The 25887-nt window shown below is 60.5% G+C and carries 27 protein-coding genes; 8 read left to right on the plus strand and 19 right to left on the minus strand.

Going from position 1 to position 25887, the window contains the following annotated elements; genetic code table 11:
* Positions 1 to 95 precede the first annotated feature (95 nt).
* The 13 genes from pufX to K3756_RS17695 all read right to left on the minus strand — a co-directional run bounded on the left by pufX (position 96) and on the right by K3756_RS17695 (position 10346).
* Positions 96 to 335: an RC-LH1 core complex protein PufX gene (gene pufX / locus K3756_RS17635; RefSeq protein WP_259993746.1), complete on the minus strand. Its 240-nt coding sequence runs from the start codon at positions 333 to 335 to the stop codon at positions 96 to 98.
* 12 nt (positions 336 to 347) lie between these two features.
* Positions 348 to 1274 carry a photosynthetic reaction center subunit M gene (gene pufM, locus K3756_RS17640; RefSeq protein ID WP_259993748.1) on the minus strand — a complete coding sequence of 309 codons (927 nt, stop codon included), beginning with the start codon at positions 1272 to 1274 and terminating at the stop codon, positions 348 to 350.
* Between the two features lie 14 nt (positions 1275 to 1288).
* Positions 1289 to 2119: a photosynthetic reaction center subunit L gene (gene pufL, locus K3756_RS17645; RefSeq protein WP_259993761.1), complete on the minus strand. Its 831-nt coding sequence runs from the start codon at positions 2117 to 2119 to the stop codon at positions 1289 to 1291.
* Positions 2120 to 2248: 129 nt separating this feature from the next.
* Positions 2249 to 2416 (minus strand): light-harvesting antenna LH1, alpha subunit, encoded by a 168-nt coding sequence (gene pufA, locus K3756_RS17650; protein ID WP_259993763.1) that lies wholly within the window; start codon positions 2414 to 2416, stop codon positions 2249 to 2251.
* 18 nt (positions 2417 to 2434) lie between these two features.
* Complete coding sequence (gene pufB / locus K3756_RS17655; RefSeq protein WP_259993765.1) at positions 2435 to 2590, minus strand: light-harvesting antenna LH1, beta subunit; 156 nt, start codon at positions 2588 to 2590, stop codon at positions 2435 to 2437.
* 145 nt (positions 2591 to 2735) lie between these two features.
* Positions 2736 to 2963 (minus strand): cytochrome PufQ, encoded by a 228-nt coding sequence (gene pufQ / locus K3756_RS17660; RefSeq protein WP_259993770.1) that lies wholly within the window; start codon positions 2961 to 2963, stop codon positions 2736 to 2738.
* The gene (gene bchZ, locus K3756_RS17665; RefSeq protein ID WP_259993780.1) at positions 2960 to 4423 is read right to left on the minus strand and encodes a chlorophyllide a reductase subunit Z; all 1464 of its coding nucleotides are present in this window, start codon (positions 4421 to 4423) and stop codon (positions 2960 to 2962) included. The genes pufQ and bchZ overlap by 4 nt, the downstream gene beginning before the upstream one ends.
* A 112-nt stretch (positions 4424 to 4535) precedes the next feature.
* The gene (bchY, locus tag K3756_RS17670) at positions 4536 to 6071 is read right to left on the minus strand and encodes a chlorophyllide a reductase subunit Y (RefSeq protein ID WP_259993960.1); all 1536 of its coding nucleotides are present in this window, start codon (positions 6069 to 6071) and stop codon (positions 4536 to 4538) included.
* Positions 6068 to 6259, minus strand: a complete 192-nt coding sequence (locus K3756_RS17675; protein ID WP_259993782.1) for a hypothetical protein — start codon at positions 6257 to 6259, stop codon at positions 6068 to 6070. The genes bchY and K3756_RS17675 overlap by 4 nt, the downstream gene beginning before the upstream one ends.
* Positions 6246 to 7265 carry a chlorophyllide a reductase iron protein subunit X gene (locus K3756_RS17680; protein ID WP_259993792.1) on the minus strand — a complete coding sequence of 340 codons (1020 nt, stop codon included), beginning with the start codon at positions 7263 to 7265 and terminating at the stop codon, positions 6246 to 6248. The genes K3756_RS17675 and K3756_RS17680 overlap by 14 nt, the downstream gene beginning before the upstream one ends.
* Positions 7262 to 8203 (minus strand): chlorophyll synthesis pathway protein BchC, encoded by a 942-nt coding sequence (bchC, locus tag K3756_RS17685; protein ID WP_259993803.1) that lies wholly within the window; start codon positions 8201 to 8203, stop codon positions 7262 to 7264. The genes K3756_RS17680 and bchC overlap by 4 nt, the downstream gene beginning before the upstream one ends.
* Before the next feature lie 130 nt (positions 8204 to 8333).
* Positions 8334 to 9458 carry an acetylserotonin O-methyltransferase gene (locus tag K3756_RS17690; protein ID WP_259993805.1) on the minus strand — a complete coding sequence of 375 codons (1125 nt, stop codon included), beginning with the start codon at positions 9456 to 9458 and terminating at the stop codon, positions 8334 to 8336.
* Positions 9459 to 10346 (minus strand): polyprenyl synthetase family protein, encoded by an 888-nt coding sequence (locus K3756_RS17695; protein ID WP_259993808.1) that lies wholly within the window; start codon positions 10344 to 10346, stop codon positions 9459 to 9461.
* Positions 10347 to 10452: 106 nt separating this feature from the next.
* On the opposite strand from K3756_RS17695, the gene crtD reads away from it, so the two are divergent.
* Both crtD and crtC read left to right on the plus strand, forming a co-directional pair.
* Positions 10453 to 12009, plus strand: a complete 1557-nt coding sequence (crtD, locus tag K3756_RS17700) for a 1-hydroxycarotenoid 3,4-desaturase CrtD (protein ID WP_311201714.1) — start codon at positions 10453 to 10455, stop codon at positions 12007 to 12009.
* A complete protein-coding gene (crtC, locus tag K3756_RS17705; protein ID WP_259993810.1) occupies positions 11952 to 12875 on the plus strand; it encodes a carotenoid 1,2-hydratase in 924 nt (307 codons plus the stop codon). The genes crtD and crtC overlap by 58 nt, the downstream gene beginning before the upstream one ends.
* A gap of 23 nt (positions 12876 to 12898) precedes the next feature.
* On the opposite strand, the gene tspO is transcribed toward crtC, so the two are convergent.
* The 3 genes from tspO to K3756_RS17720 are packed head-to-tail and all read right to left on the minus strand — an operon-like array spanning position 12899 to position 15972.
* Positions 12899 to 13378: a tryptophan-rich sensory protein TspO gene (gene tspO / locus K3756_RS17710; protein ID WP_259993813.1), complete on the minus strand. Its 480-nt coding sequence runs from the start codon at positions 13376 to 13378 to the stop codon at positions 12899 to 12901.
* A gap of 21 nt (positions 13379 to 13399) precedes the next feature.
* Positions 13400 to 14425 (minus strand): 15-cis-phytoene synthase, encoded by a 1026-nt coding sequence (gene crtB / locus K3756_RS17715; RefSeq protein WP_259993816.1) that lies wholly within the window; start codon positions 14423 to 14425, stop codon positions 13400 to 13402.
* A complete protein-coding gene (locus K3756_RS17720) occupies positions 14422 to 15972 on the minus strand; it encodes a phytoene desaturase (RefSeq protein ID WP_259993819.1) in 1551 nt (516 codons plus the stop codon). The genes crtB and K3756_RS17720 overlap by 4 nt, the downstream gene beginning before the upstream one ends.
* Before the next feature lie 106 nt (positions 15973 to 16078).
* Here K3756_RS17720 and crtA point away from each other — a divergent pair, with 106 nt between their 5' ends.
* The 4 genes from crtA to bchO are packed head-to-tail and all read left to right on the plus strand — an operon-like array spanning position 16079 to position 20266.
* Positions 16079 to 16786, plus strand: coding sequence for a spheroidene monooxygenase (gene crtA / locus K3756_RS17725; RefSeq protein ID WP_259993821.1), 708 nt, complete (start codon positions 16079 to 16081; stop codon positions 16784 to 16786).
* Entirely contained in the window at positions 16783 to 17793 is a 1011-nt protein-coding gene (bchI, locus tag K3756_RS17730) for a magnesium chelatase ATPase subunit I (protein ID WP_259993830.1), read from the plus strand. The genes crtA and bchI overlap by 4 nt, the downstream gene beginning before the upstream one ends.
* The gene (locus tag K3756_RS17735; RefSeq protein WP_259993832.1) at positions 17790 to 19409 is read left to right on the plus strand and encodes a magnesium chelatase subunit D; all 1620 of its coding nucleotides are present in this window, start codon (positions 17790 to 17792) and stop codon (positions 19407 to 19409) included. Before bchI ends, K3756_RS17735 begins: the two co-directional genes overlap by 4 nt.
* Complete coding sequence (gene bchO / locus K3756_RS17740; RefSeq protein WP_259993834.1) at positions 19409 to 20266, plus strand: alpha/beta fold hydrolase BchO; 858 nt, start codon at positions 19409 to 19411, stop codon at positions 20264 to 20266. The genes K3756_RS17735 and bchO overlap by 1 nt, the downstream gene beginning before the upstream one ends.
* A 72-nt stretch (positions 20267 to 20338) precedes the next feature.
* On the opposite strand, the gene K3756_RS17745 is transcribed toward bchO, so the two are convergent.
* Both K3756_RS17745 and K3756_RS17750 read right to left on the minus strand, forming a co-directional pair.
* Positions 20339 to 21400: a ParB N-terminal domain-containing protein gene (locus K3756_RS17745; RefSeq protein WP_259993838.1), complete on the minus strand. Its 1062-nt coding sequence runs from the start codon at positions 21398 to 21400 to the stop codon at positions 20339 to 20341.
* Entirely contained in the window at positions 21397 to 22707 is a 1311-nt protein-coding gene (locus K3756_RS17750) for an AAA family ATPase (RefSeq protein ID WP_259993840.1), read from the minus strand. Before K3756_RS17750 ends, K3756_RS17745 begins: the two co-directional genes overlap by 4 nt.
* Positions 22708 to 23149: 442 nt before the next feature.
* On the opposite strand from K3756_RS17750, the gene K3756_RS17755 reads away from it, so the two are divergent.
* A complete protein-coding gene (locus K3756_RS17755; RefSeq protein WP_259993842.1) occupies positions 23150 to 23788 on the plus strand; it encodes a hypothetical protein in 639 nt (212 codons plus the stop codon).
* On the opposite strand, the gene hemE is transcribed toward K3756_RS17755, so the two are convergent.
* Positions 23785 to 24819: a uroporphyrinogen decarboxylase gene (hemE, locus tag K3756_RS17760; RefSeq protein ID WP_259993843.1), complete on the minus strand. Its 1035-nt coding sequence runs from the start codon at positions 24817 to 24819 to the stop codon at positions 23785 to 23787. The two genes, K3756_RS17755 and hemE, sit on opposite strands and share 4 nt — an antisense overlap.
* Before the next feature lie 100 nt (positions 24820 to 24919).
* Between hemE and hemC the strand changes: the two genes are divergently transcribed.
* On the plus strand, positions 24920 to 25867 hold the full coding sequence (gene hemC / locus K3756_RS17765) for a hydroxymethylbilane synthase (RefSeq protein ID WP_259993860.1): 948 nt from the start codon (positions 24920 to 24922) through the stop codon (positions 25865 to 25867).
* Positions 25868 to 25887 lie beyond the last annotated feature (20 nt).

Consider the following 25887-nt stretch of genomic DNA (forward strand, 5'->3'; position numbering starts at 1 on the left):
GGGGGGTCGAGGCCCCCGACAGTACCAGACAGCCCTAGGGACAGAACTGTCTGATCTCGGTAGAGGCGGGCGACTGACTGCCGCCCTGCCCCGAATTAACCCAGTCGTGACGACTGGTGCGTCACGACCGACGAAAACGGTGTCGGATCAGGTGCTTCCTTGGATTCGGGCGGCAGAAACCCACCGACCCAGATCGTGATGGCTATGAAGAACCCCACCACCAGGCAAAAGATCGCGGCATAACCTGCGCCCTTAAGCATCAGCGCCAGAACATCGGCCCGCAGACGGAACGTCTGGTTGTCGGCGGTTTTGAGATAGTCGTGATTGTCACTCATCTTGGATGCTCCTTAATCCAGCGGCGCGTAGCCGTGTTCCTGTGCCCAGACAAACCAGTTGTCGACGACTGTGCCGGTCAGCAGGATACCGATGCCCCCTGTCAGGGTCGTCAGCACCGCAAACCACCAGGCCCAGCGGTGAATCCCTTCCATCGTGGCGTTGAACCCCATGGTCCAGCGCCAGAAAAGGGCGGCGCGTTCGGATGCGGTACCGCGGTCCACGATCTGTTCGATCTCGCGCTCGCCACCGTAGCGGCTGACGGCAAGGATCGTTGCGCCGTGCATCGCGAACAACAGAGCGGACCCGTAAAGGAAGACGATGCTGAGGGCGTGGAAAGGATTATAGAACAGGTTGCCATAGGTCAGCGAAAACAGGTTCGTCCAGTCAAGGTGCGGGAAGATGCCGTAGGGTACAGCCTCGGACCACGACCCCATCAGGATGGGTCGAAACAGACCCAGAACGAGAAACAGCCAGATCGCGGAGGCAAAAGCCCAGCTGACGTGCTTGCCCATGCCAAGTTCTTCGGCCCGCAGATAGGTGCGGATCCACCAGCTGATGACACTCACCAGCAAGAAAAAGCTTGAGATGATCCACCAACCACCCTCGTTCAAGGGTGCAAAGCCCAGACCGTACTCTTCGGCCGGCGGCTCCAGCGCAAGCCAGAAAAGATCGCGGAAGAACAGGCCCGGCGAGTAGTCTACCTGCGCCCAGAACGACATCCCGACGATAAAGAACCACGCAAAACCGGTGGCGAGGGAGACCAGCCCGAAGGGGCCAAGGTATATCGGCCCGAGCTGTGCGTTGCCGATCAAGCCTGCCAACGTGTTGAAGCTGGCTCCCTTTGTGCGTTCCCGGCCGAGTTTGTCGTTCGGGTCGACGCCCATTTCAGGCGGTCCTTGGACCTGAACCTGGGTGAAGATATTTTGATATTCAACCATGTCTGAGATCCTCCTTACAGGTCCGCCCACCAGGGCAATTCAGCGTACCAGTCCCACCATGCCGACCACTGGTCGAACCAGATGGTTCCCGAAATGACGATACAGATCGCACTCCACAAACCGGCGTTCAGCGCCAGCAGCAGGCCGAGGCGGTGAATGCCCAAGGGCCCGATGGAGTATCCGATCAAATCACGGAAATACGTGTCCTCGTGATCCGGCGTGCCGATCGTCTTGCCCTTGCCGGGATTGACCGCCGACAACACCAGCGAACCGTGCAGCGCGAGCGCCAGACAGGTGGTGAAGAAGAAGGTAATCGCCACCATATGCGCGGGATTGTAGTGGAAGTTCCCGTAGGCATAGCCGACGTTGTTCACCCAATCGAGATGGCTGAAGATACCGTAGGGAAAGCCGTGGCCCCATGCGCCCATCAGCAATGGCCGGATGATGACCAGAGTGACGTAGGCGAGGATCGCCATGCCGAAGGCCCACGGCACATGGTACCCCATGCCCAGCTTGCGGCAGATCTCAACCTCGCGCAGCGCCCAGCTGATAAAGGCAAATGTCGCGCAGATCGTGACCACCTGCCAGATCCCGCCCTCGGCCAGTGGTGCGACACCAAGGCCCACATCGAGCTGCGGCGGATCGATCGAGATCAGCCAGGGGTTCCAGGTGTCGCCAAGCGCGGCACCGTAAAAAATCATGATCGTTCCGAGTGCGGCGAAGAAAAATGTCGTGACGCCGAAAAAGCCAACGTAGAAGGGGCCCACCCAGAAGTCGAACAGGTCTCCGCCTACCAATGTCCCGCCACGGACCCGGTATTTTCTTTCGAAGCTGAGCTGTGCCATCTTCTGTCTCCTTATGCGCCCCCTACCCTCGGCAAACGGGGCAGACCTGCGCGCTATTCATGTGACCAGGGTTGCCGTGGGCGGCGGCATCTTGTGACGCCGCCCACAGCGCTGTCGTTGCAACTGAGCTTATTCGCTGGCTTCCGCGCCACCGAAGGCGCGATCAAACCAGTTGGTCTCCGGGTTGCTCAGCAGGACGAGGTGAATCATCGCTGCCAGCAAAAAGAGGAACACGCCCTGCGCCACGAAAACGCGACGGGGGTCAAAGATCAGCCAGATTTTGTAAAACTGTGCCATTTGATGTGATCCTCTCGTTTACCAGGCGAACCAAGGCAGTTTGAAATACGTCAGCAAATGGGCGACGCATGCCACGATCGTGAAGATCATGAAGCCGCTCATATAGACCGAGTGCAGTTCCTGCGCTTGCTCGTCTGTCAAACCTGTGAAGGACAGGTCATTGTTATCAGCCATATTTTTTCTCCTTGCGAAAAAAGTGCCGACGCCGCGCACCCCCCGCGGCCGGGTCATGTCAGGGGCTCATCCCCTGGCTTTGGTCCACCATCCCGAAAGGGGAATGGCGAATGACGTATGCCCTGGTCCCTCAAGGCGAAGTTTCTCAGGCGGAGAAAATCCGCGGTGTGATGATCTGCGCCTGGCTCCACGCAGATTTCACGGGGCCTTGCGATGGCAAGGCCAGTTGTCGCGCCGCCGTCAGGGTCCAGGTCAGGACCGCCAAAGGCAGCGTGGCAATGAAGATGACAGCGAAATAGACGTAATATTCCCGCATCGGCGCGTGGCTTGCGCGCTTGCGGGGGATCGCCGTGTCATTGGTAAAGTCAGTCATAAAGCACCTCCCGGGCTCGGTTGCAGACTAAGAACGGTCTCCAGAACGACACGGTCGCTTCCTTGATCCAGCGCGCGCTTTTCAGCTTCGTCGCGCAGGGTCTTGGCGGCGGAAATCCGTGTCAGGATCGGATGGGTTGCCACGATCTGGTCAAGGTGACGCTGTGCGTCCTCGTCCCAGGGAAAATCGCGGCGCAAAGGCGTGGGGGTCGCAGGTGTGGCGTCCATCTCGCTGCCCAGGGGCAGGATGTGGAAAAGCGCATCGAACAACCCGTTACACACTTCTTGCAATAGATAGGTCGCGCCGGCGTACCCCATGAAGGGTGTGCCCGTGGCGCGCCGGATCGCGGCGCCCGGAAAGCTTGCCGGAATGAATGTCGGCGCCGGGCCAAAGCCCGTTTTCATCTCCGCCATGTACATCTTTTCGTTGATGGACCCCATGACGATAAGCGGCCGCTTGGTGTGGATATGGCTGCGCACTTCATCGTTGTTGGTCTTCTTGCCCGCCACGCGCGCGACGGCAAAAGCACAGGGCAACCCCAGGTCGCTCTCCAGATAATGCCGGATGCCCCGGGCGTAGGTCTCGTTCGCGACGATGCCGAATGACGCCGTGGCAAAGAAATCCTGCGTCACCGACCGCCACAGATCCCAGACCGGCTTGAGCGTGGAATGCTTTTCGCGCGCGATAAACGGTTCGGGGTCGAGATCCAGCAATTCGCCAAGCGTGCGCAGGAATTTCGTCGTGCTGTCGACACCAATCGGAGCCTGAAGATACGGTTTGCCCAAAACCTCGCAAAGACCGCGACCGAATTCACGGTACATCGTGACATTCACATCGGCATTTACCAGGCCGCGCATCTCGCTCACATGCGCGCCCAATGGCATCACCATATTGATTTCGGCACCGATCCCCTCGATCAGGCGGCGTATCTCGGCCAGGTCGGATGGCATGTTGAAGGTCCCGTACATCGGGCCAAGGATATTGACGCGCGGTTTCGCACCCTCGGGGCGCTTCGCCTCTTTGGGCATGCGGCCCTTGGTCATTCCGAATTCGGTAAAGATCCACGTCATGGCGCGGTCTGCGGCTTCCCACTGGTCCTCGTCGATTGTGCGGGGCAGGAACCTTTGGATGTTGGTGCCCATCGGGGTCACACCCCCACCAATCATTTCTGCAATTGATCCGGTGACAACAACGGCAGGCAATGCGGGGTCCAGCGTGCCCCAGGCCCGTTTCATTGCGCCCTCGGTTCCGTCACGGCCCAGCTCTTCTTCGCCCAGACCGGTCACCACGATCGGCAATTCATGCGGCGGCAACGCATCGGTATAGTGCAGCACCGAAGTCACCGGCAGGTTTTCGCACCCGACTGGCCCGTCGATGACGCATTGCAGGCCCTTCACCGCGCAGAACGCGTAAACTGCCCCCCAATATCCGCCGGCGCGATCATGATCCTGGACTAACACGTCACCGCACCCCGCCGCTTCATCTTGCGTGAAAAACTCCGGGGGAATCCTGTGACCTCACAGGATGGGGGCTGGCCCCCAATCGGTGCATATGTCGGCGTGGCGCGGCGCATCATATCATCTCCTGCGCCTTCGCAGCTTTCGCCGCGCGTTCCAGTTTCTTCGCATTCAAGGCACGGAACTGGGGCTGCAGATTGGGCGCGCCCTCCCAGACACCTGCGGTCTCTTCCGATCCGACACCCTCGAAGAACGCCTTCATGTCGGACATGCGGTCCTTGTTCGCCATGGCGGCATTGATCACTTCCGCCAGTGACCCTGCACCCGCGACGCCCATCAGGGGACGCGCCGAAATCAGGTTGGTGAAGTAGAGCGATGGAATACCAAGCTCCTTGCCCTTCTGGACCACGGGCGTTGTACCAATTGCCAGATCCGGACGTACGGCTTCCATCGCCGCGCAATCATCTTCAAGTGAGGCGCGGAATTTGACGGTCACACCCTTTTGCGCGAGCCAGTCCGCATCAGCTGCGGACCAGGCCGATTTCGCACAGGCCGTGCCGACATAGGGCACCCGCGCACCGCTTTCGATCAGCAATCGCGCAACGAGCAATTCGGACCCTTCATAGCCCGACAGGGTTATGGTCCCGTCGATCGGAGCGGCGGCCAGCGCGCCCTTGATCGCCGGAAGAAACTGGTTCTGCGCGGCTGCAACTTTTTCGCCCGACAGGCCGAATGCGTCGCCGATCCCGGCAAGCCACGCGGCGGTGCCATCGTGGCCGACCGGCGCCGACCCGACGATGGGCCGTCCGGCTGCTTCGAATTCGCGCACAGCGGCCGTATAGAAAGGGTGGATCGCCGCCACGGCCCCGCAGTCAAGTGCTGCATAAAGCTCGCGCCATTCACGGCACGGCACGACGGGTCCAGCCGCCAACCCCAACGGCGCAAGCATCTGTCCGATCATCATCGGATCGGCAGGAAACATTTCCCCCAACAAGCTGACGGTCGGGCGGTCGGAGGTGCCGGACGCGGGCATCGGCACCGGTCCGGCCTCGATCTCCTGACGGGCGTAGTTCAGCATCGCGCCGGCCAGAACATCCTTGGCTTCCGCATGTGTGGGGATACCGAAGCCCGGCACGTCAATTCCGACGATACGCACGCCGTTAATTTCGGAGGGCAGCAGCCGCAGCGGCACGCCCGACGCCGTTGGCACACAAAGGTTGGTCACGACAATCGCATCATACCGATCGGGATCCGCCATATCGTGCACCGCCTCGCGGATGTCCTCGAACAGCTTGCCGGTGACAAGCGTTTCGGAATTGAACGGGACATAACCGACCGACCGCCGCGCCCCGTAGAAGTGGGAAACAAACGTCAGCCCGTACACGCAGCAGGCCGACCCCGACAGAACAGTCGCCGTTCGTTTCATGCGCAGACCGACCCGCAAACTGCCAAAAGCAGGGCACATCGACTGCGGCTTGTCATGCGGGCCTTGCGGGTAATCCTTCGCAAACTGCGCCATAATTTCGGCATTCCCGTCCATGGCGGCAGCCTTTGCCATTTCTTCGCCGGAATGACAGCCAAGAGCCTCGACACCGTTACCGGTCTCGACTTCGGCGCCATCGGCCCCGTCGTATTTCAGCGTATCGCTCAACGGACAGACCAGTTTGTCACGGTCGTTTCGCAACTTTCACGCGTTGACGCACTTTGCGCCCGCAAGGTGACGCTTTGCTGACAGGCCCGGAAGGCCCGCTCGAGCAGTTGGGCCGAGGTCATCGATGCTTCCGCGTTCGAGCCCGTGTTCATATCTTCCACGATGCTGAGATGATCAGACTGTGTCATAGACCACCTCCAGGCTTTCGCGCGGTTCCGCATTCTTGCCACGCATATCTTCGTCGGTTGCGGGCTCGAGCACGACACCCTCTCCGGTCTCGGAGCCGTCAAAAAGCTCAAGCAACCCATCCTGGCTCAGCGCTTCGGGGCGCACAGGCGGCGCGACTGCGACGTTCTCTCCGAGGGCGGCAAAAAGAGCACCCCACTGGCTTTGTGCTGTGCCAACGATCTGGTAATTTGCCGACTTCTTGCGCAGGTCGTCATCCTGCGGAATGCTCGCCAGAACGGGGATATCGACCGCTTTTGCAAAGGCCTCTGCCTCGCCCGATCCGTCATCCTTGTTGATGACTAGACCCGCAACACCCACGTTACCGCCCAGTTTGCGGAAATATTCCACCGCAGAGCAGACATTGTTGGCAACATACAGCGATTGCAGATCGTTGGACCCGACCAGAATTACCTTTTGCGCCATGTCCCGCGCGATGGGCAGGCCAAAACCGCCGCAGACCACATCACCGAGGAAGTCGAGCAGGACATAGTCGAAGTCCCAGTCGTGGAAGCCGAGTTTTTCGAGAAGCTCGAACCCGTGGATAATCCCGCGTCCGCCGCATCCGCGACCGACCTCCGGACCACCCAGTTCCATCGCAAAGACACCACCGCGCTTGAAACAGACGTCGCCAATGGCAACCTCTTCGCCCGCGAGCTTTTTGCGGGTCGAGGTTTCGATGATCGTCGGGCAGGCCTTGCCGCCGAACAGCAGGCTGGTCGTGTCCGATTTCGGATCGCACCCGATGAGCAGAACACGCTTTCCCTGTTCGGCCATCATATGGCTGAGATTGGCCAGCGTGAACGACTTGCCGATGCCACCCTTCCCGTAGATCGCAATGATTTGCGTCTTGCTTGTGGGCTCTTCGGCAATGATATCTGCCAGGTCTTCGTGCGCCTCTTCGCGCAGGCGCTGGTCAAAGTCCGATATCGTGCCGCCGTCCTTGAGGTTGGGAATATCCAAAGTCATGCGTGACCTTTCCAGTCGAGGATCATTTTGAGGCAGGAAGCATCTGAAAACGCGGTAGCGTAGGCATCTGTCGCCTGCGCTGCGGCGGCCGTGTGTGTGATCAGCCCGGACATGTCCAACGCCCCCGCTTCGATCAGACCGCGCGTTGCCATCAGATCGTCACGTGTCCATTCGGCGGCGACGCGAATGCGCGCCTCTTTCATGAATGCGGGCGGGAAGGCAAAGCTGATTGCGGCGGGATAAAATCCGGCGAGAACGATTTCTCCACCTTTGGTGATCCGGCCCATCAACTGACCCACAATTCCGTCGCTGCCCGAAGCGTCATAGACAGACGCATAATCGGTGCGGGTATCGTCGTCGGGGTGCAGCACGCTATACCCCTGCGCACCCCCGTGGCGAGTGATATCGGTTTCCCATACGACGGGGGCCGGTGCACCTGCCGCGATGGTCAGTCGGGCCAGCAGCCGGCCCAAAACACCGTGACCGACAATCAGGTCAGGCACAGACTTGTGAGGGCCTGCCATCGCATGCCGCGCGGTCGCGGCAAGTGCCAAAAGCGCCCCTTCCGCGCCAAGGGCCCGATCAATGCGGACCGCGCGGTCCGCGTCACTCACCAGCAGTTTGGCTGCACCACCGAACAAGCCGAACGCGCCGTCGTAGCAGTTTGCGCCCGGAACAAAGACACGATCACCCGGCTTGAACCCGGTCGACGGGGCCGCTTCGACAACTTCGCCTGCGGCCTCATAGCCGGGCACAAGGGGATACCCCATGCCGGGAAAGGGAGGCATATCACCGGACCAGAACAGCTTTTCAGTGCCGGTGGAAATGCCTGAATGGCTGACGTCGACGACAATGTCATTTCGTGCAGGCGGCGTAACCCCCAACACATCCAGGCCCAAATCCTTGGGTCCCTTCAAAATGACTGCAGTTGTTTGCACGTCGCGTGTCCTTTCCGGCGCCGATTCTCGTTGCTGCGATCTGCTGCAGATTCGGACTGGCGCATCTCTCCCTTCTGTAATTCTAAAGAGACACGGTAATCTGTCAACCCAGCTAGACACATTGAGCTGACTAGATCTTGCGCGCCACCACGCAGGACGTCACGAAAGGGCGTGTGCCCTTGATCGCGCGCACATCGGAAAAACCCGCCGCATGGCACAGTGTCGAGATTTCGTAGGCCGATCGTGTGCGTCCCGTCCGCATCGCCATCGTATAAAGCGCGAAATACGCGTCACCGGGTCGGTTCGGCGTATCGCCCCCCGTCATCGGCTCCGAGATGACAAGGCGTCCCCCGTCGGGCAGCGCGGCATAGCACTGCGCCAAAAGATCACCGACCGTTTCATCGGCATGATCGTAGAGGACGCGAATTAGGCTGATGGCATCCGCCCCCTTCGGCAGTTCATCATCCCTGAAAGAGCCACTGACGATATTGCTGCGCTGTGCGAGACCGGCGGCGTTGAACCTCTGCTGCGCGAGCGGCGCGACCTGTGGAAGATCGAACAGCGTCAGCTCGATCCCCGGATACCGCTCTCCGACGGCGGCCAGAAACGCGCCGGATCCGCCACCCACGTCCATCATATGGCGCACACCGCGCAGATCGACCGCGGCGAGCGTGTCTTCGGCCACCAGCAGTTGGCTTTGCATCATAAGGTCGGAATAGGTCGCGGCCTGCTCGGGGTCCATGTTGCCCCCGAAAACATACGGCCAGAAATTTGCGAGCTCGGTCTGCACCTCACCCCGGAAAAACGCGACCGGATCGCTCAGATCGCGGTACAGCACTTCATGGTGGGCGATCATCTGGCTGAGCCCGGGAACCCCGACAAGTGCCGCACCGGTTCGGCTCAACCCATAGCGCCCGCCGCGTCTACGCCGCAGCAGCCCCAGCGCGACTCCGGCACGCAGCAGGATGTGCATGCGGTCCGTTGGCACGTCCAGTTTCTCGCCAAGGTCTTCGGCGCGGCGTGGCCCGTCCATCAGAACCTGGGGTACCTTTAGTTGCACCAAAGCGGACAAGACCTGCGAATGACAAAACCCCGCAAGCAGGTCGAACATCGCTTCGCCTTCCCGGCGCACGATACCGCGGGTCAGCGGAAAACGCGCAGCCCACTTCTGAAACCCGCGCGACGCCAACAGACGCGGCAGCCGCGCCCGTTTTTGCGACGATCTGTGGTCTGCCTCGAAAGTCGAAAAGGTCATTTAAGCACCGGCCGCACCGGACGCTTGGGCGGCACGCCATTTGATCGGGGTCAGCACTTCGGCCTGCGCGTTCACAAGCTTTGCCAGCATTGCCTCGCCCTCGCACTTCGGGATCGACGCGATCGCGCCACCCAGAATGTCGCGCATACGGCCAATCGCTCCATCGACGCCCAGTTCCGCAACCGCGTTGGGTCGGCCGTGCAAATCATCCTGACCCACCGGTTTGCCCAGCGTGTCTTCGTCGTAAAGCGCGTCGCGCAGATCATCGGCCACCTGAAACGCCTCACCGATACGGGCGCCCAGCTCGATCCAGGGCGGTCCTTCCTGACCGCTGGCAATCGCCCCCATCTGCGTGGCCGCCATGAACAGCGCGCCTGTCTTGGCCGCATGATAGGCCGACAGATCAATGTCGGTTTCGCTTTCCCACCCCTGCCCCGCACAGATGCCGCCGGGCATGCCGGTGTGTTTCGCCAGTACCTGCATCAGGGCAACCGCGCGGTGCGGATCACTTTGCGCGGCCTGCGCCAGCACGTCGAATGCCATGATGATCAGACTGTCGCCCACAAGAACCGCTAGCTCTTCACCGAATGCGCGGTGCACCGAAGGTTTGCCCCGTCTCGTATCCGCATCGTCAAAACACGGCAGATCGTCATGCACCAAAGACGCGCAGTGCAGCAGTTCCAGCGCCACCGCCGCAGCATCGGCAAGTTTGGGATTCGTGTCACCGCATGCTGTTGCCACGCTCATCAGGATCGTGGGCCGGATACGCGCGCCCCCCGGAGTGACAGCATAGTGTAGCGCGGAGGCGAGCTTTGCCGGGCTCGGTTGAACCTGTGCGGCGCGAACCGCGGTTTGAATGGCGTCATCAATACGTTTTGAAAATGACATGGACTCTCCTTAGGCGTGCGCTACTTCGGTGATCCGTCAACTATTGCTGACATTCAATCTGTAAACTAGACTGGACACTAATCCTCTTCTTGTCAACAAACCCGCGGTGCGCCCTATCTCTCAGCAGTCAAAACATATCGCGATCATCGGTGCGGGAATCGGCGGGCTGTCCGCGGCTCTTCGGTTGGCGCACACGGGGGCGCGGGTTTCTGTCTTCGAAAGACATGCGGCACCGGGCGGGAAGATGCGCACTCTCCCTTCGGTTGCGGGGCCAGTAGATGCGGGGCCAACCGTTCTGACCATGAAGCCGGTGTTTGATGCACTATTTTCCGATGTCGGTGCGCGGCTTGAAGATCATGTGACGTTGGAACGGGAGCCTTTGCTCGCCCGTCATTTCTGGCGCGATGGCACGATGCTCGATCTGATGGCGGATCACGACGCGAGTGCCCGCAATGTCGAAGCCGCGTTCGACACAAATGCCGCCCGCGCCTATGACAGGTTTTGTGACAGAACGGCCCGTCTTTTTGATGCATTCGACGCACCGATGATGAAGACGGCGGCGCCAACGCTGGGCGCGCTAACGGCAGAAGTCGCGCGCCGTCCCGCTCTGATCCGGGATATGGCACCCCATCAAAGCCTTGCGACCATGTTGCGCCAACATTTCGCAGAACCCAAGCTCGCGCAGCTTTTTGCGCGCTACGCGACGTATGTCGGTGGCCTGCCGTCACAGGTGCCCGCACTGCTTTGTCTGGTTTGGGAGGCCGAGCGCAGAGGTGTCTGGCACGTCAAAGGCGGCATGCACCAGCTCGCCCGCGCGATCGCGCGGCTTGCCACATCGCGCGGTGCGCAGTTTCATTTCGACACACATATTTCCCGCATCGAAGTGCAGGACGGTGCGCCTTGTGCGGTGGTGACATCTGCGGGACGAATCCCCGTTGATGCCGTGCTGTTCAATGGCGATCCCAAGGCGCTGGTCGACGGCCACCTCGGAACCGCCTGTCGTCATGCCGTGGCCCCCAAGGGCACCACAGCCCGCAGCCTCTCCGCCAACGTGCTCAGCTTTGCCGCGAGACCAACGCCCGATATCCCGCTTGCCGCCCACAATGTATTTTTCGCCGCGGACCCTGATCGCGAATACCTGCCTCTCATAAAGGGGCAGCCGCAAACCGACCCTACGCTCTATGTCTGCGCCCAGGACCGGTTCGGCGGGCAGACACCTCTGAAAGAGGAGCGGTTCGAGATAATTCTGAATGCGCCCCCTGTCCCGCCGGGCAACGCGCCACCCCTTTCGCCTCCAGCCAAGGAGATACCTCAATGTCAGACTTTGGTGCTCAACACCCTGCGGGATTTCGGTCTGCGCTTCAGCCCCGCGCCGGATCCCAAAACCCTCACGACCCCGGCCATGTTCAACGAGATGTTTCCGGGCTCGACCGGGTCCCTCTACGGCCGATCCCCGCAGGGCATGATGGCGGCATTCCAGCGGCCGACGGTGACGACAGCGATCCCCGGCCTTTACCTGGTGGGGGGCGGGGTGCATCCGGGAGCGGGGGTGCCGATGGCGACACTTTGCGCCGCGCACGCGGCCGCGGCGATTCAGAAGGACCTATGTTTAACCTCGACGTCCCACCGGGCGGTTATGCTTGGTGGTATGTCGACGGCGTAAGCGATTGCGGCACACGCGCGATCTCTGTCATCGGCTTTATCGGATCGGTGTTTTCGCCTTGGTACCACTGGTCAGGGCGCGGCAATCCGGCAAACAACTGCTGTATCAATGTGGCAACCTACGGACGCGGCGGCCGCTTTACGATGACCGACAGGGGGCAAGCGGCGCTGGTCCAGCGCAGCGACAGCCTGCAGGTCGGGCCCTCCATCATGCACTGGAACGGCAAGGAGCTGATTATCGAGGTCGAAGAAATCTCGTCTTTGCCGCTTGTCAGTCGGATACAAGGCCAGATCATCGTTACGCCATCGGCCATAACCGAAGTGGAGCTTCCGCTCACACAGGACGGCGCGCATGTCTGGCGGCCCTTCGCGCCTACCGCACGGATCAAGGTCAATCTCAATTCACACGGATGGCAGTTCGAAGGTCACGGCTATTTCGATGCCAACTTCGGCACACGCCCCTTGGAGGAAGACTTCAGCTATTGGACATGGGGGAGATATCCGACCGCCAAAGGCGCGTCGTGTTTTTACGACGCACAGCGGCGGGACGGAACCGTTCTGGACACAGCCATTGCGTTCGACCCCCAAGGCATCGCGACCCATCTGGACGCGCCGGGGCGGCAACCGCTGCGGCGGACGCTTTGGGCGTTGCGGCGCGAAACCCGCGCTGACCCGGGCACAAAACCGCGGCAAATCAAATCGATGCTCGACGCGCCGTTCTATTCCCGTTCGGTGGTAGAAACGACCGTTAACGGCGAAACCGTCCGCGGTGTGCACGAGGCGCTTGATCTGGATCGCTGGGCCAATCCGCTCCTGAAACCAATGGTTGCTGTGAGAGTACCGCGCCGGCGGAACTGGATTTTCTAGCAGGCCGTGACCGGCGCCGCGCATTACAATGTGTCGGGCTTGATCGGCTCCACATCAGGGTTCAGCCGCCACATCTGGACGTTGAGCGCTGCCGCGACCGTGACCCAAAGCAGATACGGCACAAAAGCGAGCCCTGCCCAGAAATCAAGCTGCATGTGCGTGACCAACGCCCCCAGCACACAAAGCCAGAGCGGCGCCATCACGGCAAGCGAGCCCCTTAGACGCCGAAGGCCGAAAAATACCGGCGTCCACAGGGTCGCAAACCCGGCCTGCGCGGCCCAGAAAGCCATTGCAAAGCCATTCCCCTCCAGAACAGCCACCCGCGCACCGGCGAATGAGATGAGCAGATAGATCGACGTCCACGCCACGGGAAAGGCCCAGTCCGGTGGGGTAAACCACGGTTTTTCCAGTTTCTTGTACCACGCACCCGGCGGAAACAGTGCGCCCGTGGCACCGGCAGCACCGCAGGCAAGCAAAAAGATCGCAAAAAGGTATATATCCATATCCGGCGATATAGCAGGCCGTTACTCGGCTGCCACTCCCTGCCCTCGTGTTTCGCGCGCTCTGAGGTCGGCCATGACCCGGATAAGCCCCTCCATCCGGCCTGTGGTGCGGCTCCCCTGCCCCTGCGCGGCCGCTCCGACCAGAAACGCAACCTCCGGCAGGGGTTTGGCATAGATGACCGGCGACGCAGGCAGAACGGTGGTTCCGGCAGCGCGCAGACCCGCCTTGCCCAACAAAGCGATTTTCTGCGCCTTTGATGTTCTTGCGCGCCGCGTGATACTGTCGTGTCTGTTGCGGCGCACCGATTGTCCGATACCGGCATAGATATAGCGTGCGGCGAAAATTCCGGCGCGCGCCGACATGGGCAACGCGCCTATGCCGGCCTCCGAGCGGATATAGAGCCTGCGCGCCTCGGCGAGCAACCGGCGCACCATCCGGCGTACTTCCGGCGTTGCATCGGGGTCCTGCAGAAACGCATCCACCGACATATCCGCTTCTTCCAGCCAATCAATGGGCAGATATATCCGGCCCGCGCGCGCGTCTTCGCCGACATCGCGGGCAATATTGGTCAGCTGCATCGCCACGCCAAGATCGCACGCACGCGCCAGCGCATTTTCATCCCGAACGCGCATCAACACGCACATCATCGCGCCCACAGCCGAGGCAACCCGCGCCGAGTAGCTCCGCACATCGGACAGCGTTTCATATCGCCGCTCGACCGCGTCCCATGCAAGCCCCTCGAGAAGGGCCTCCGGCAACGCGCGCGGCATATCGAAATCCGCGACTATGGCGGCAAAGGCACGGTCTTCGGGGGCATTGCGCGGGCGGCCCGCGTACGCCAGATCAAGCCGGTCCTGCAGATCGATCACCGCCCTGCCCTTGGCATGACCCTCGTCAACCTCATCGTCGGCGAGCCTGCAAAAAGCGTAAAGCGCCAGCGCGGGATCACGAACCGACGGGGGCAAGAGTTTGGACGCGGCGTGAAAAGACAGCGATCCGGTGCGGATCACGGCCTTGCAATGGTCGAGGTCGCAAGGGTCAATCATTCGGCTGCCAATCTTTGTTCGTCATATTGCCCGCGCACGTCCGGCACCAGCTTCGCCAGCACCTCAGCGGAGGATACCACGCCCGGCAATCCCGCCCCCGGATGCGTTCCGGCGCCCACCAGATACAGACCCCGTGCTTCTTCGCTTACGTTGTGGGGACGGAACCATGCGCTTTGCAGTATCCGCGGCTCAAGCGAGAAACCGGCACCATGAGGAGACAGATACCTGTCGCGAAAGGTTTCAGGGGTGAAAACCAGCTCGGTGCTGATCCGATCCCGGAAGCCCGGCATTACATCTTCGAGCACCGCTGCCACTTTTTCGCGGTACCGCGGCTCCTCGGCCTTCCAATCAACCGCGTCATCCCAACCGATATGCGGCACGGGCGAAAGCACATAGAACGTGTCATCCCCCTCCGGTGCCGCAGAGGGATCGGTAACCGAGGGGCGATGGATATAGAGGCTCATGTCGTCGGAAAGTTTCCCGCGCATGAAAATATCGTTCAGCAGACCGGTAAACCGCGGCCCGTTCAATATCGTATGGTGACCCAGATCGGGCCAATGGTCCTTGGTGCCTTTGGTGCCGAAATACCAGACGTAAAGCCCCATCGACCAACGTTTGCGGCGCAGCTTGGGCACCGTCCAGCGGCGCTTTGCATGGTTGCGCAACAGCCGGTCATAGGTATGGCCCGCATCCGCATTGCTTACGATCAGGGGCGCTTCGAGCGTTTCTCCGGTGGTCAGTGTGACCGCGCGCGCGGCACCGTCCCTGATGACGATTTCATCCGCTTCCGCGCCGTGGCGGATCACCCCGCTCTGGCTGCGCACGACGTCTACCATGGCGTCCGCGATTGCCTGCACCCCGCCCATGGCATAGTGGACGCCGAATTCCTTTTCCAGATGCGCAACCAGCGCATACATCGATGTCACATGGGTCGGGTCGCCACCGATGAACAACGGGTGGAACGACAACGCCATGCGGAGTTTTTCATCGCGCACCCGCGCCGCGGCATGGCCATAGATCGAACGGTCCGCCCGCAGCCACGCAAATGTCGGCAGCACCTTGATCGTTTCCCACAAGCGGTGCATCGGCTTTGCGACCATTCCTTCGAAGCCCACCACATACCGCGCTTCGCTGTCCCGCAAAAACCGGCGGTAGCCTTTCAGGTCATCGGGATTGATACGGGCGACTTCGGCTTCCATACGGGCATCATCACTGCACGCGTTGAAGCGGGTGCCGTCCGGCCATCGGATTTCGTAAAACGGATCAAGCGGGCGCAGATCGACATCCGCCCTGAAATCACGGCCACACGCCTCCCACAGACTTTCGAAAACCTGTGGTACGGTCACAATGGTCGGACCCAGATCAAACCGGTGGCCGTCTTGATCGATGGAAGACCCGCGGCCCCCCGCCCGGTCCAGCCGATCCAGAACCGTCACGGCATAGCCTTTGGCCCCCAGACGCATCGCTGCGGCCAATCCACCCAAACCGGCACCAATCACGATGGCGCGGGTGTCGGACGGCTCGAAGCTTGTGGATTCATCTTTCATATCGATGACGCTACAACTGTCTAGTTAGATTTACAATATTACTGTCGTAGCCTTCCCTGCTTAGCGAATATGTGTAAACCTAAAAGTACACTTAGGGAATCTTACCGTGTCGCAGGTTGTTAGCCTCAGCTTTTTCCGGTTCGGAACATCCCGCGCGCGCCTGTGGGCGTTCGCGATGATGGGGCTGGCGCGCCCCGCGATGAAGCGTACCCCCGGTATCGGGTTCTGGAAACTCTGCGGTTCGGGCACAGGCGAAGGGTTTACCCCCCGACCCGACCTGTCTGTCTATGCGATTCTGGCCACATGGCCCGATGAGGCCACCGCACGACACCAGATGGCCCGCGGCATATTTGCCCGCTACCGCAACAAGTCCATCGAGGACTGGACCGTCTACCTCTCCACGACTTCGGTGCGCGGTGCTTGGGCAGGTGATACGCCCTTTGTCGCCCAACCCGCAGCGCCCGACGCCGATGGTCCGATCGCCGCGCTGACCCGCGCGTCGGTTCGGCTCGGTGTTCTGGGGCGTTTCTGGCGCCGCGTTCCCAACATTTCGGACAAGATCGGCCGCGACCCTTCAGTATTGTTCAAGCAGGGTATCGGCGAACGGCCATGGGTGCATCAGGTCACGTTCTCGATCTGGCCGGATCAGGCGGCGATGAATGCATTTGCCCGAACCGGCCCGCACGCCGAAGCGATTCGCGCCGTACGCGATCACGGCTGGTTTGCCGAAGAACTTTATGCACGGTTTTCACTGGTTGCCGAAGAAGGCAGCTGGGACGGCCGCGCACCTCTTTTGACGAAGGACACCGCATGAAACAGCCCTTCCCGTTTTCCGCCATCGTTGGCCAATCGGATATGAAAAACGCGATGGTCCTGACCGCGATTGACCCGTCCATCGGCGGTGTGCTGGTTTTCGGGGATCGGGGAACGGGCAAATCGACCGCGGTGCGTGCGCTCGCGGCGCTGCTTCCCCCGATCAAGGCGCTGAAGGGATGCCCCGTAAACGCGGCCAGTGCCGAGGACAGCCCGGAGTGGGCCGGGATCAAAACCAAAGCCCAGCACAAGATCCCCACGCCTGTCATCGACTTGCCGCTTGGCGCATCAGAAGACCGAGTCACCGGCGCGCTTGATATCGAAAAGGCTCTGACCAACGGGGAAAAGGCATTTCAGCCCGGATTGCTCGCCCGCGCCAACCGCGGCTATCTGTACATCGACGAAGTCAATCTTCTCGAGGACCACATCGTCGACCTGCTGCTGGACGTGGCACAATCGGGCGAAAACGTGGTCGAACGCGAGGGGCTTTCGATCCGCCACCCTGCCCGCTTCGTGCTTGTCGGATCAGGCAATCCCGAAGAAGGCGAACTGCGACCACAGCTGCTTGACCGGTTCGGTCTGTCGGTGGACGTGGCCAGCCCCACAAACATCGACGAACGCGTTGAAGTCATCAAAAGGCGCGATGCGTATGAGACCGACCATGCGGCCTTCATGCTGCGCTGGCAGGCAGAAGACGCCGCCTTGAGAGACAGGATACTGAAGGCGCGCAAAGCGCTCAAAAGGCTCAAGACGCCCGAACAGAGCCTGCGCGACGTTGCAGAACTATGCATGAATCTCGGATCGGATGGCCTGCGCGGTGAGCTGACCTTGCTGAAGGCCGCGCGCGCGTATGCCGCCTTCCGGGACGATACCGCTCTGGGGCGGAGCCACATCCGCGACGTTGCCGGTTTGGCGCTGCGACACCGGATGCGGCGCGACCCACTGGATGATGCAGGCAGCGGCACCCGTGTTGCACGTATTGTCGAAGAGACATTGGGCGCAGGATGACCCCCTGGGCGCAAGCGACAACGGCGTTGGCCTTGCTTGCCATTGATCCGGGGCTGGGGGGTATGGTGCTGCGCTGTCGGGCATCGCCCGTCCGCGACGCGCTGGAAAAAGCGCTGCCCCGTCTCCCCTTGTCGATCGCAAAGCTGCATCCCGCGATGTCACCGGATGTGCTCGATGACGGCATAGATATTGCCGCGACACTTGCCGCCGGAACGCTGGAAAAACGGCGCGGCCTTCTCGAAAAACCGGCGACATTCGTGCTGTCGATGGCCGAACGGTCATCGGGCTACCTATCGGCGCGCCTGGCCAATACGCTTGACCAACGCGCCGGACATATCGTCATCGCGCTCGATGAAGGGACCGCCGATGAAGCGACACCTGCATCGCTTGCGGATAGGTTGGCATTTCACGTTGACCTGAACGATAGTCCTATCTCGAGCATCGGTCCCATTCCCGAATTTCGCCAATTTAGAGACGATATTGGCGCGACAGAAGATGTTATTGAGGCATTGGTCAACCTCTCGGTCCGACTAGGCATAGACAGCCTTCGCGCACCCGCACTGGCGCTGCGCGCGGCCAAGGCCCACGCCCTTTTGCACAACCGCGATACCGTCACTGACCCCGATATCAGCGCCGCTGTCGCTTTGGTGTTTGCCCACCGCGCGACACGCCTGCCGCATCCGGATGAGACGCAAACGTCCGATCCGCCCAGCGACGCCCCCCAGCAGCTGACACCGCAAGACGGTATGATACCGGAAGACATGTTGCTTGACGCGGTCAAGGCCGCGCTGCCCCCTGTCCTGCTGGATACCCTTTCGTCGGGCAAAGCCGCACCAAAGGCACAAGCGGGCGGCGCGGGCCGAAAAATTCGAGGCCGGCGCCGTGGGAGACCCCTACCCGCGCGACAGGGCGGAGACAGTTCCGGGAGACCTGATCTGATCGCCACGTTACGCGCTGCGGTCCCTTGGCAGACGCTGCGCCAAAATCCATCGAACCCCCGGCACGGGCCTGTCATTCGCAAGTCGGATTTGCGCTACGCCCGTTTCCAGCACCACTCTGACAGGCTGCTTATCTTTACGGTCGACGCGTCCGGATCCGCCGCGATGGCCCGTCTGGGCGAAGCGAAGGGTGCGATAGAACTTCTGCTCGCCCAGGCCTACGCCAGCCGGGACCAGGTTGCCCTCGTTTCATTCCGCAAAGATGCGGCGGAAGTGCTGCTTGAACCCACACGGTCTCTGGTACAGACAAAACGGAAGCTTGCGGATCTTCCCGGTGGCGGCGGCACACCCTTGGCCGCCGGACTGATCGCTGCGCAGCATCTCGCCCTTCAGTCACGAAACAAGGGGTTAGACCCCCACATCGTCCTGCTGACGGATGGTCGCAGCAACATCGCGCTGGACGGCGCGCCAGATAGAAAGCGGGCCGCGCAAGACGCGGGTCGTGCCGCCGATGCGCTTGCCACAGCCGGTCTTTCAGGGTTGGTGATCGATACCGGGCGCAGACCGGAGGCCGGACTGGCAGCGCTCGCACGGCGCTGGCGCGCTGGCTATCTGCCCCTTCCCCGCGCCGATGCTCAGCAAGTGTCGGCTGCAGTGTCTGCGTCGTTTGGCCCCTGATGAAGTGGGAGACGGAAAAATACGACTGGCCGATGTCAGCTTGTTCGAGATTTGTCCGAAGCGGCCCACATCACTGGCACGTTCAGGTATCTGGCACAGGTGAGACACTGCTTTTGCTTCACGGCGCAGGTGGCGCAACACAAAGCTGGCGCCACCTTTTCCCGATGCTTGCGAAAGATTACAAGGTCGTCGCAATCGACCTACCGGGCCAGGGCTTCACCCGCCTGGGTGCACGCCACCGCTGCGGGCTCGAGGAGATGGCGGAGGACATAGCGGGCCTTTGCCGGGATGAAAACATCCAACCCCGCGCAATAGTTGGACATTCGGCGGGTGCGGCGATCGGCTTTGACCTCGCGCCGCGGTTGCCGAAGACGCCTCATGTCATAGGCATCAACGCAGCACTTGCCCATTTCAAGGGGGTCGCAGGGCTTCTGTTTCCGCTTATGGCAAAAACGCTCGCGATGATGCCAGGCGTCGCGGGCCTTTTTACGGCACAGAACGGAAACGCAAAGTCGGTCAGGCGGCTCATCGAAGGGACAGGCTCAACACTGCCCCTTGATGATTTGGGGTATTACAGACGGCTTGTCGGGGACCGAGACCACGTCAATGCGACGCTGCAGATGATGGCACAATGGGATCTTGGCCCCTTGCTATCCCGCCTACCGCGCCTTGACGTTCAAGGCCTTTTGATCGCCGGAAGTCGTGATAAAGCAGTGCCGTCCCAAACATCTGCGCAGATCTCCAGCCAGATGAAACACGTCGGATTCAAACTGGTTGATGGCTTGGGACACCTTGCTCACGAGGAAGACCCTGCAAGCATGCGCAAAATGATCGCTGCTTATATAAGTGACTACTGAATCTGGTTATAAACCTTTATTTTCAGCAGCTTAACGTCAGGGTTACCCGCGGGTAACCCTGCTTTTCCCAGATTACTCGCCTTTCAGCACGGCCTCGAAAGCCTCTATCGCCTTGGCGAGCTGATCTTTGGGAACATTCGCGTAGTCACGCTTGCCCACAATCCGGCACTCGCCTTTTCTGGCCGTGACTTTGGTCTCGCCGATGCGGAACTCGAACTTCTCTGAGGCCTTTGCCTTCGGTGACTTCGTTGCGGCGGCAGGCTTGGGTGGCGCAGATGCGAACGACTTGAGAATGCGAAGTTGATCCGCCTCATCCGTCGCCTGCCGAAGCTCCGCACGCAGCGCGTCAGCCCCCTGCCCTGCCCTCAAAAGCCGCGACACCTCTACGCCCAGATTGCGCGCAACTGCTTTGGGCCAGCGCAAATCCTCGCCGAGAGACTGCATCAGAAAAACGAAGGCCCGAACATAGGACCGCTTGGTCTTATGTAGCGACGCATAAAGCCGAAGCACCATCGCCTCTGCGTCGCCGCCTTCGACGCTATCGTCCTGTGCCGCGGTGATCGCAACCTGTGCCATTTCCGCAAAGGTCAGGTTTTCACGAACGACGTTCTCTTCGACCATATCGACATAACGTTCGATCCGGTCCGCGCCATCCGTTTCGATCCGCGCGGTCACACTTGCGAACTGCGGATCACCGGTTTCGGCAAAAAGCTGGCTCAGTGCAGTGAAGCGGCGCCACCCTTTCTTGAGCTGCAAGGCGCCAGCTTCGTCGCGATATACTTCGATCGGTTCTTTCTGTCCCCGTTCGCGAATGGAGGACTTCAACTCTTCCATTTCGTCACTCGCCGCGACATCGTCCAGCGCAAGCCGGTCGCGGGGCAGATCGCTCGTCGATATCTCACCCAGCGGCACAGCGACCAGAACGCGGCCTTCATCCTGCGCTGCACGGAACGCTTTCGCGTCATCGGCATTCTTGCGGCGCTGCTCTACTTTCGCTTCCGTAGCCTCCGTCAGGCTTTGCGCAGTTTCCCGCACCGCGGCACCCATGGGGCCTACCGTGCGGATCCGGGGTTCGGATTTCTGCTTCGGCGCATCGTCGATGGGCCCGAAGCCGAATTTATTCTTGCCGCTCATGTGTCACCCTTTCCTGTTTGCGCGTTGTCGCGCCACGCCGCCAACACAGTGTCCTTGAACTCTCCGTAGGCACGGTCGAAGCTCTGCCGCGCCCGTTTCCAGGTTTCCCGTGTCATCTGCCGATAGTCCTGTTCGTATACGCTCATCTGGAAACGTCCCGATTGCTCCACCGCGCGAGTCATCTCGATCGGATTGCTGCACACATCCGCGCCAAAGACGTTTCGGAAGGCATCCATCATCGCGGAGTGTAAAGGATTGGTCGCCTCGAACCGGGTCATGAGCAAACGGATGTCCTTGAAGGTTTTGGGCAGCGTCAGCCCAGCGTCTTCCGCCATGCCGGAAAACCCGTCGGAGATATCGGCCATCGCGTCTCCCAATTGCCCCAGGTAAGAGGTCGTGCTGTCGTATTCCCAGTAACCGGGGCCCGACGGGATGTAGAGGATATCGCTCGCAAAAGCTGCGTTTAGAGACTGGTACCCGATGGCAGGCGGGCAATCAAAGATGATCACGTCGTATTGGTCGTCGGGCAATTCATCGAGATAGCGGGCGACGCACCCGAAGAATGACCATGCTTTGTGCAGACTGCGGTACTGCGCCGATGCGAACTCTACAAATGCCGCATTGGCACAGCTTGGTATGATGTCGATCGTGGGCCAGCACGTTGGTTGAATGAAGTCCTGAAACCTCTGGGTTCCGATGCTTTGCACATCTTCCGGCAGCTCGTCCGAGGAAGGGTAGGGGCAATCGTCAGGGTCGTCGTAGCTTTCTGCGATGCGGTCTGCCTCTCTGCACAGATCCCTGCACATGATCCCCCAAACCGTATTCCACTCCTTTACCTCGACGATCCCCATTGAATGGGTCAGTGTCGCTTGCGGGTCGAAGTCGATACACAAGACCCGGTAGCCGTCCAGCGCGGCGGCATTGGCGAGATGCTGCGCCACCACTGTCTTACCCACGCCGCCTTTGAAGTTGCTTACCGCAATCCGCATGGCACGCCCCTTGAGCCGTTCGGGCTGCAGGTTCTTTCCTCGAAATCTGAGCCTGCGGCGCAGTTCGTTGATCTCCTCCAGTGAAAACCAGCGTTGCCGTCCGTCTTCCTGTGTTTCGCCCTGGGGCAGGGACGGATCGTCGGCCAGTTTCTTGCGAAGCGTATCGGCCGGAACGTCGAACATGAATTGGCTAATTTCCCAGATGGAAAACGGACGAAGTGCCTTGATCTCCCCAGGGCTGAAAGTTGCACGCCGAACCGCCGCCTGCTGTGCGAGGCTCCGGTCGTTCATGTTCTGAAGGTCTGTATGGTCTCTCATTTTTGTCTGCTCTTGTTTTTGGACGCTATTTGCAGAATAACGGGATTTGGGAAAGACGCAAAAGAAGAAATCGGGAATTTGCGCTTTTTCGACTGCCTGCGCGAAATAACGGGACAAAGCGCACCCGGATCAAATTTGATTTGGTGACACTTATGGCCTGTTCCAGACATATAGGGTGACATCAGAGAGGCAATTGGGTGACGCCTTGCATGACACCCTTCACCTAAACTAACCTGATTTCTAAATGAGATTTGGTATGACCCCTCAATCCCGTACTTTCAAATCCATTGACAGAAAACGGGATTTCGTGCCTTCATGGACCTAATCAGAATCGGCCCCGCCAGACGGGTCGGCTGAATAAAAACAGAGGCGATGCAGTGAGATCCCAATGGAACCTAAAAGGTTAACCGGCGCCCATGCCGCGGCGCTGAAGTATGATGTTTTGACAGCGATCAGTCTCAAAGGACTGCATGGCGAAGCGCATGACGCCTTGTCAATGATGCGGCTCCTTGCAGTGGTGACCGCGCGATACAACTGGGCCCGTGACGAGTTGTCGATCGGACAGAAAGATATGGCCCGGATGTGGGGGGTCACCGAACGCACGGCGAAACGCGAAGTAAAGCGCTGGTTGGCGACAGGTGTCGTGACGTGTTCGCGGCCGGGCGTGCGGGGCAGGGTGGCGGCCTACCGTATCAACCTGCGCACCCTGTATAATGCCACAGCAGATTACTGGCATACGGTCGGGCCCGATTTTGTGGCGAGGATGGGTGCGGGACAACTCGATGCCGCGGCCAAGGTCGTTCGAGTAGACTTCAAAGCGCAGCAACCGTCATCTCCGCCACGGCCCACGGCGCCGGAATGGGCCGCGGCAAGCGCCTATATTCAGAGCGCCCAGCCACAAGTCCACGCGAGTTGGATCGCACCGCTTGAATTCGTGGGCGATGATGGCGTGACCGTACGTCTGCGCGGGCCGTCGCCCTTTACTGCCCGCTATGTCGAGACACACCACGCAAAGCTGATTGTGGATGCGGTTGAGACCTGTATTGGCCCCTTGCGCCGCGTGATTATTGAAGCGCCTTAGGCGTTGCGCACCGTGTCTATCATCAACTGTACGTTTTCCGGATCCGCGTCCGGCGTGATACCGTGGCCGAGGTTGAAGATATGCGGCCCGCCGCGCAGCGCCTCAACAATCCGCCGCGTTTCGGACACAAGCGCCTCACCGCCGGTCACCATATGCGAAGATTTCAGGTTGCCCTGTACACACCCGTCAGGCTGCACATGCTGCGCGACCCAACTCGCATCAACGCCGTCGTCGATGGCGATACAATCCGCACCGATCGCCGCATGCGCGCCTTGATACCGTTCGCCTGCACCCCGGGGGAATGCGATGATCGGGACATGTGGATGCTTTTCCTTGAGCGCGGAGGTGATCCGCTGCATTGGCTTGATCGAATACTGAGCAAAGTCAGCACCTTGGAGAGAGCCAGCCCAGCTGTCGAAAATCTTCATGACCTCGGCGCCCGCCTCAATTTGGGCGGACATATAGTGAATCGTGGCTTCAGTGATCCGATCCATCAACGCATCGAAAACCACGCGATCTGCGTCTTTCAAAGCGTGCGCTGGACCCTGGTCCGGCGTGCCACGACCGGCGATCATATAGGTGGCCACCGTCCAGGGTGCGCCGGCGAAACCGATGAGAGTGGTCTCGGAAGGCAACTCACGCGATAGAATCTTTACCGTCTCATAGATTGGCGACAAATGGTCGTGGATCGCATCGGCAGGAACCAATTTGTCCAGTTCCGCCTGCGACGTAATCGTCGAGAGCCGGGGGCCTTCTCCCGTGACGAACCAAAGATCTGCGCCCAACGCCTGCGGAACCAGCAAAATGTCGGCAAAAAGGATTGCGGCATTAAACCCGTAGCGGCGGATGGGTTGCAATGTAACTTCGGCTGCAAGTTCGGGATTGTAGCACAGCGACAGGAAATCGCCCGCTTGTGCACGCGTTGCGCGGTACTCGGGCAGATAGCGGCCAGCCTGGCGCATCATCCATATCGGTGGCGTGGGCAACACTTCACCGGCGAGTGCGCGGAGCACGGTTTTCTTGGCTGTCATGGAAGGTCTCTTTGTTGGTATGGCTTGCGGGCATCATGCACCGCGCCGATGGTAAGACACAAGAGTTGTCAGCTTTGGTTTACACCGCTAGGAATGGCCTATGACGTTGAAATTACCGACCCCCGCCCAACCCCTCAAAATCGGCACCAGAGGCTCGCCACTGGCGCTCGCGCAGGCGCATGAAACCCGCGAAAGGCTCGCGCATGCGTTTGAATTGCCGTTCGAGGCGTTCACGATTGTGGTGATCAAGACCACGGGTGACAAGATTATCGACAGGCCGCTGAAAGAAATCGGGGGCAAGGGGCTTTTCACCCGCGAGATCGAAGCCGATATGCTGGCGCATAAGATCGACATTGCGGTCCACTCGATGAAGGATATGCCGACGGTTCAGCCCGATGGCCTGCTGCTCGACACTTATCTGCCCCGCGAGGACGTGCGCGATGCGTTCATATCGCCGGGCGACACAGCACTCGAAAATCTGCCTTCGGGAACAAAGGTGGGCACATCAAGCCTGCGCCGTCGTGCTCAATTGATGGCCAAGCGTCCCGATCTGGAAGTCGTTGAATTCAGAGGCAATTTACAGACCCGCCTCATGAAACTCGATCAGGGCGTGGCTGCCGCTACTTTTCTGGCCATGGCTGGCCTGAACCGCCTGGCGATGGACGATGTCCCCAAAACACCCATCGAGACAGATGTCATGCTGCCCGCCGTGGCACAGGGCGCGATCGGTATAGAACGGCGCACCGATGACACCCGTGTGGCCGCGATGCTTGAAGCGATACATGACATTCCAACCGGCCAACGTCTCGCGGCGGAGCGGGCGTTTCTGCTGGAACTCGATGGATCCTGTGAGACGCCAATTGCAGGTCTTGCGGAACTTGACGGCACCACATTGCATCTGCGTGGCGAAGTGCTCAGGCCCGACGGGTCCGAAGCGCTCGACGATGCGATGTCCTGTCCGATAGAGGACGGCGCCGAAGCGGGCCGGCTAATGGCCCAAAAGCTTCTCGCGCAGGCGGGGCCCGGTTTCTTCGACTGGCGCGATTGAACGCCAAAGGGTGCGAAGGC

Source organism: Sulfitobacter sp. S190 (assembly GCF_025141935.1).
In the GTDB taxonomy this organism is placed as follows: Bacteria; Pseudomonadota; Alphaproteobacteria; order Rhodobacterales; family Rhodobacteraceae; genus Sulfitobacter.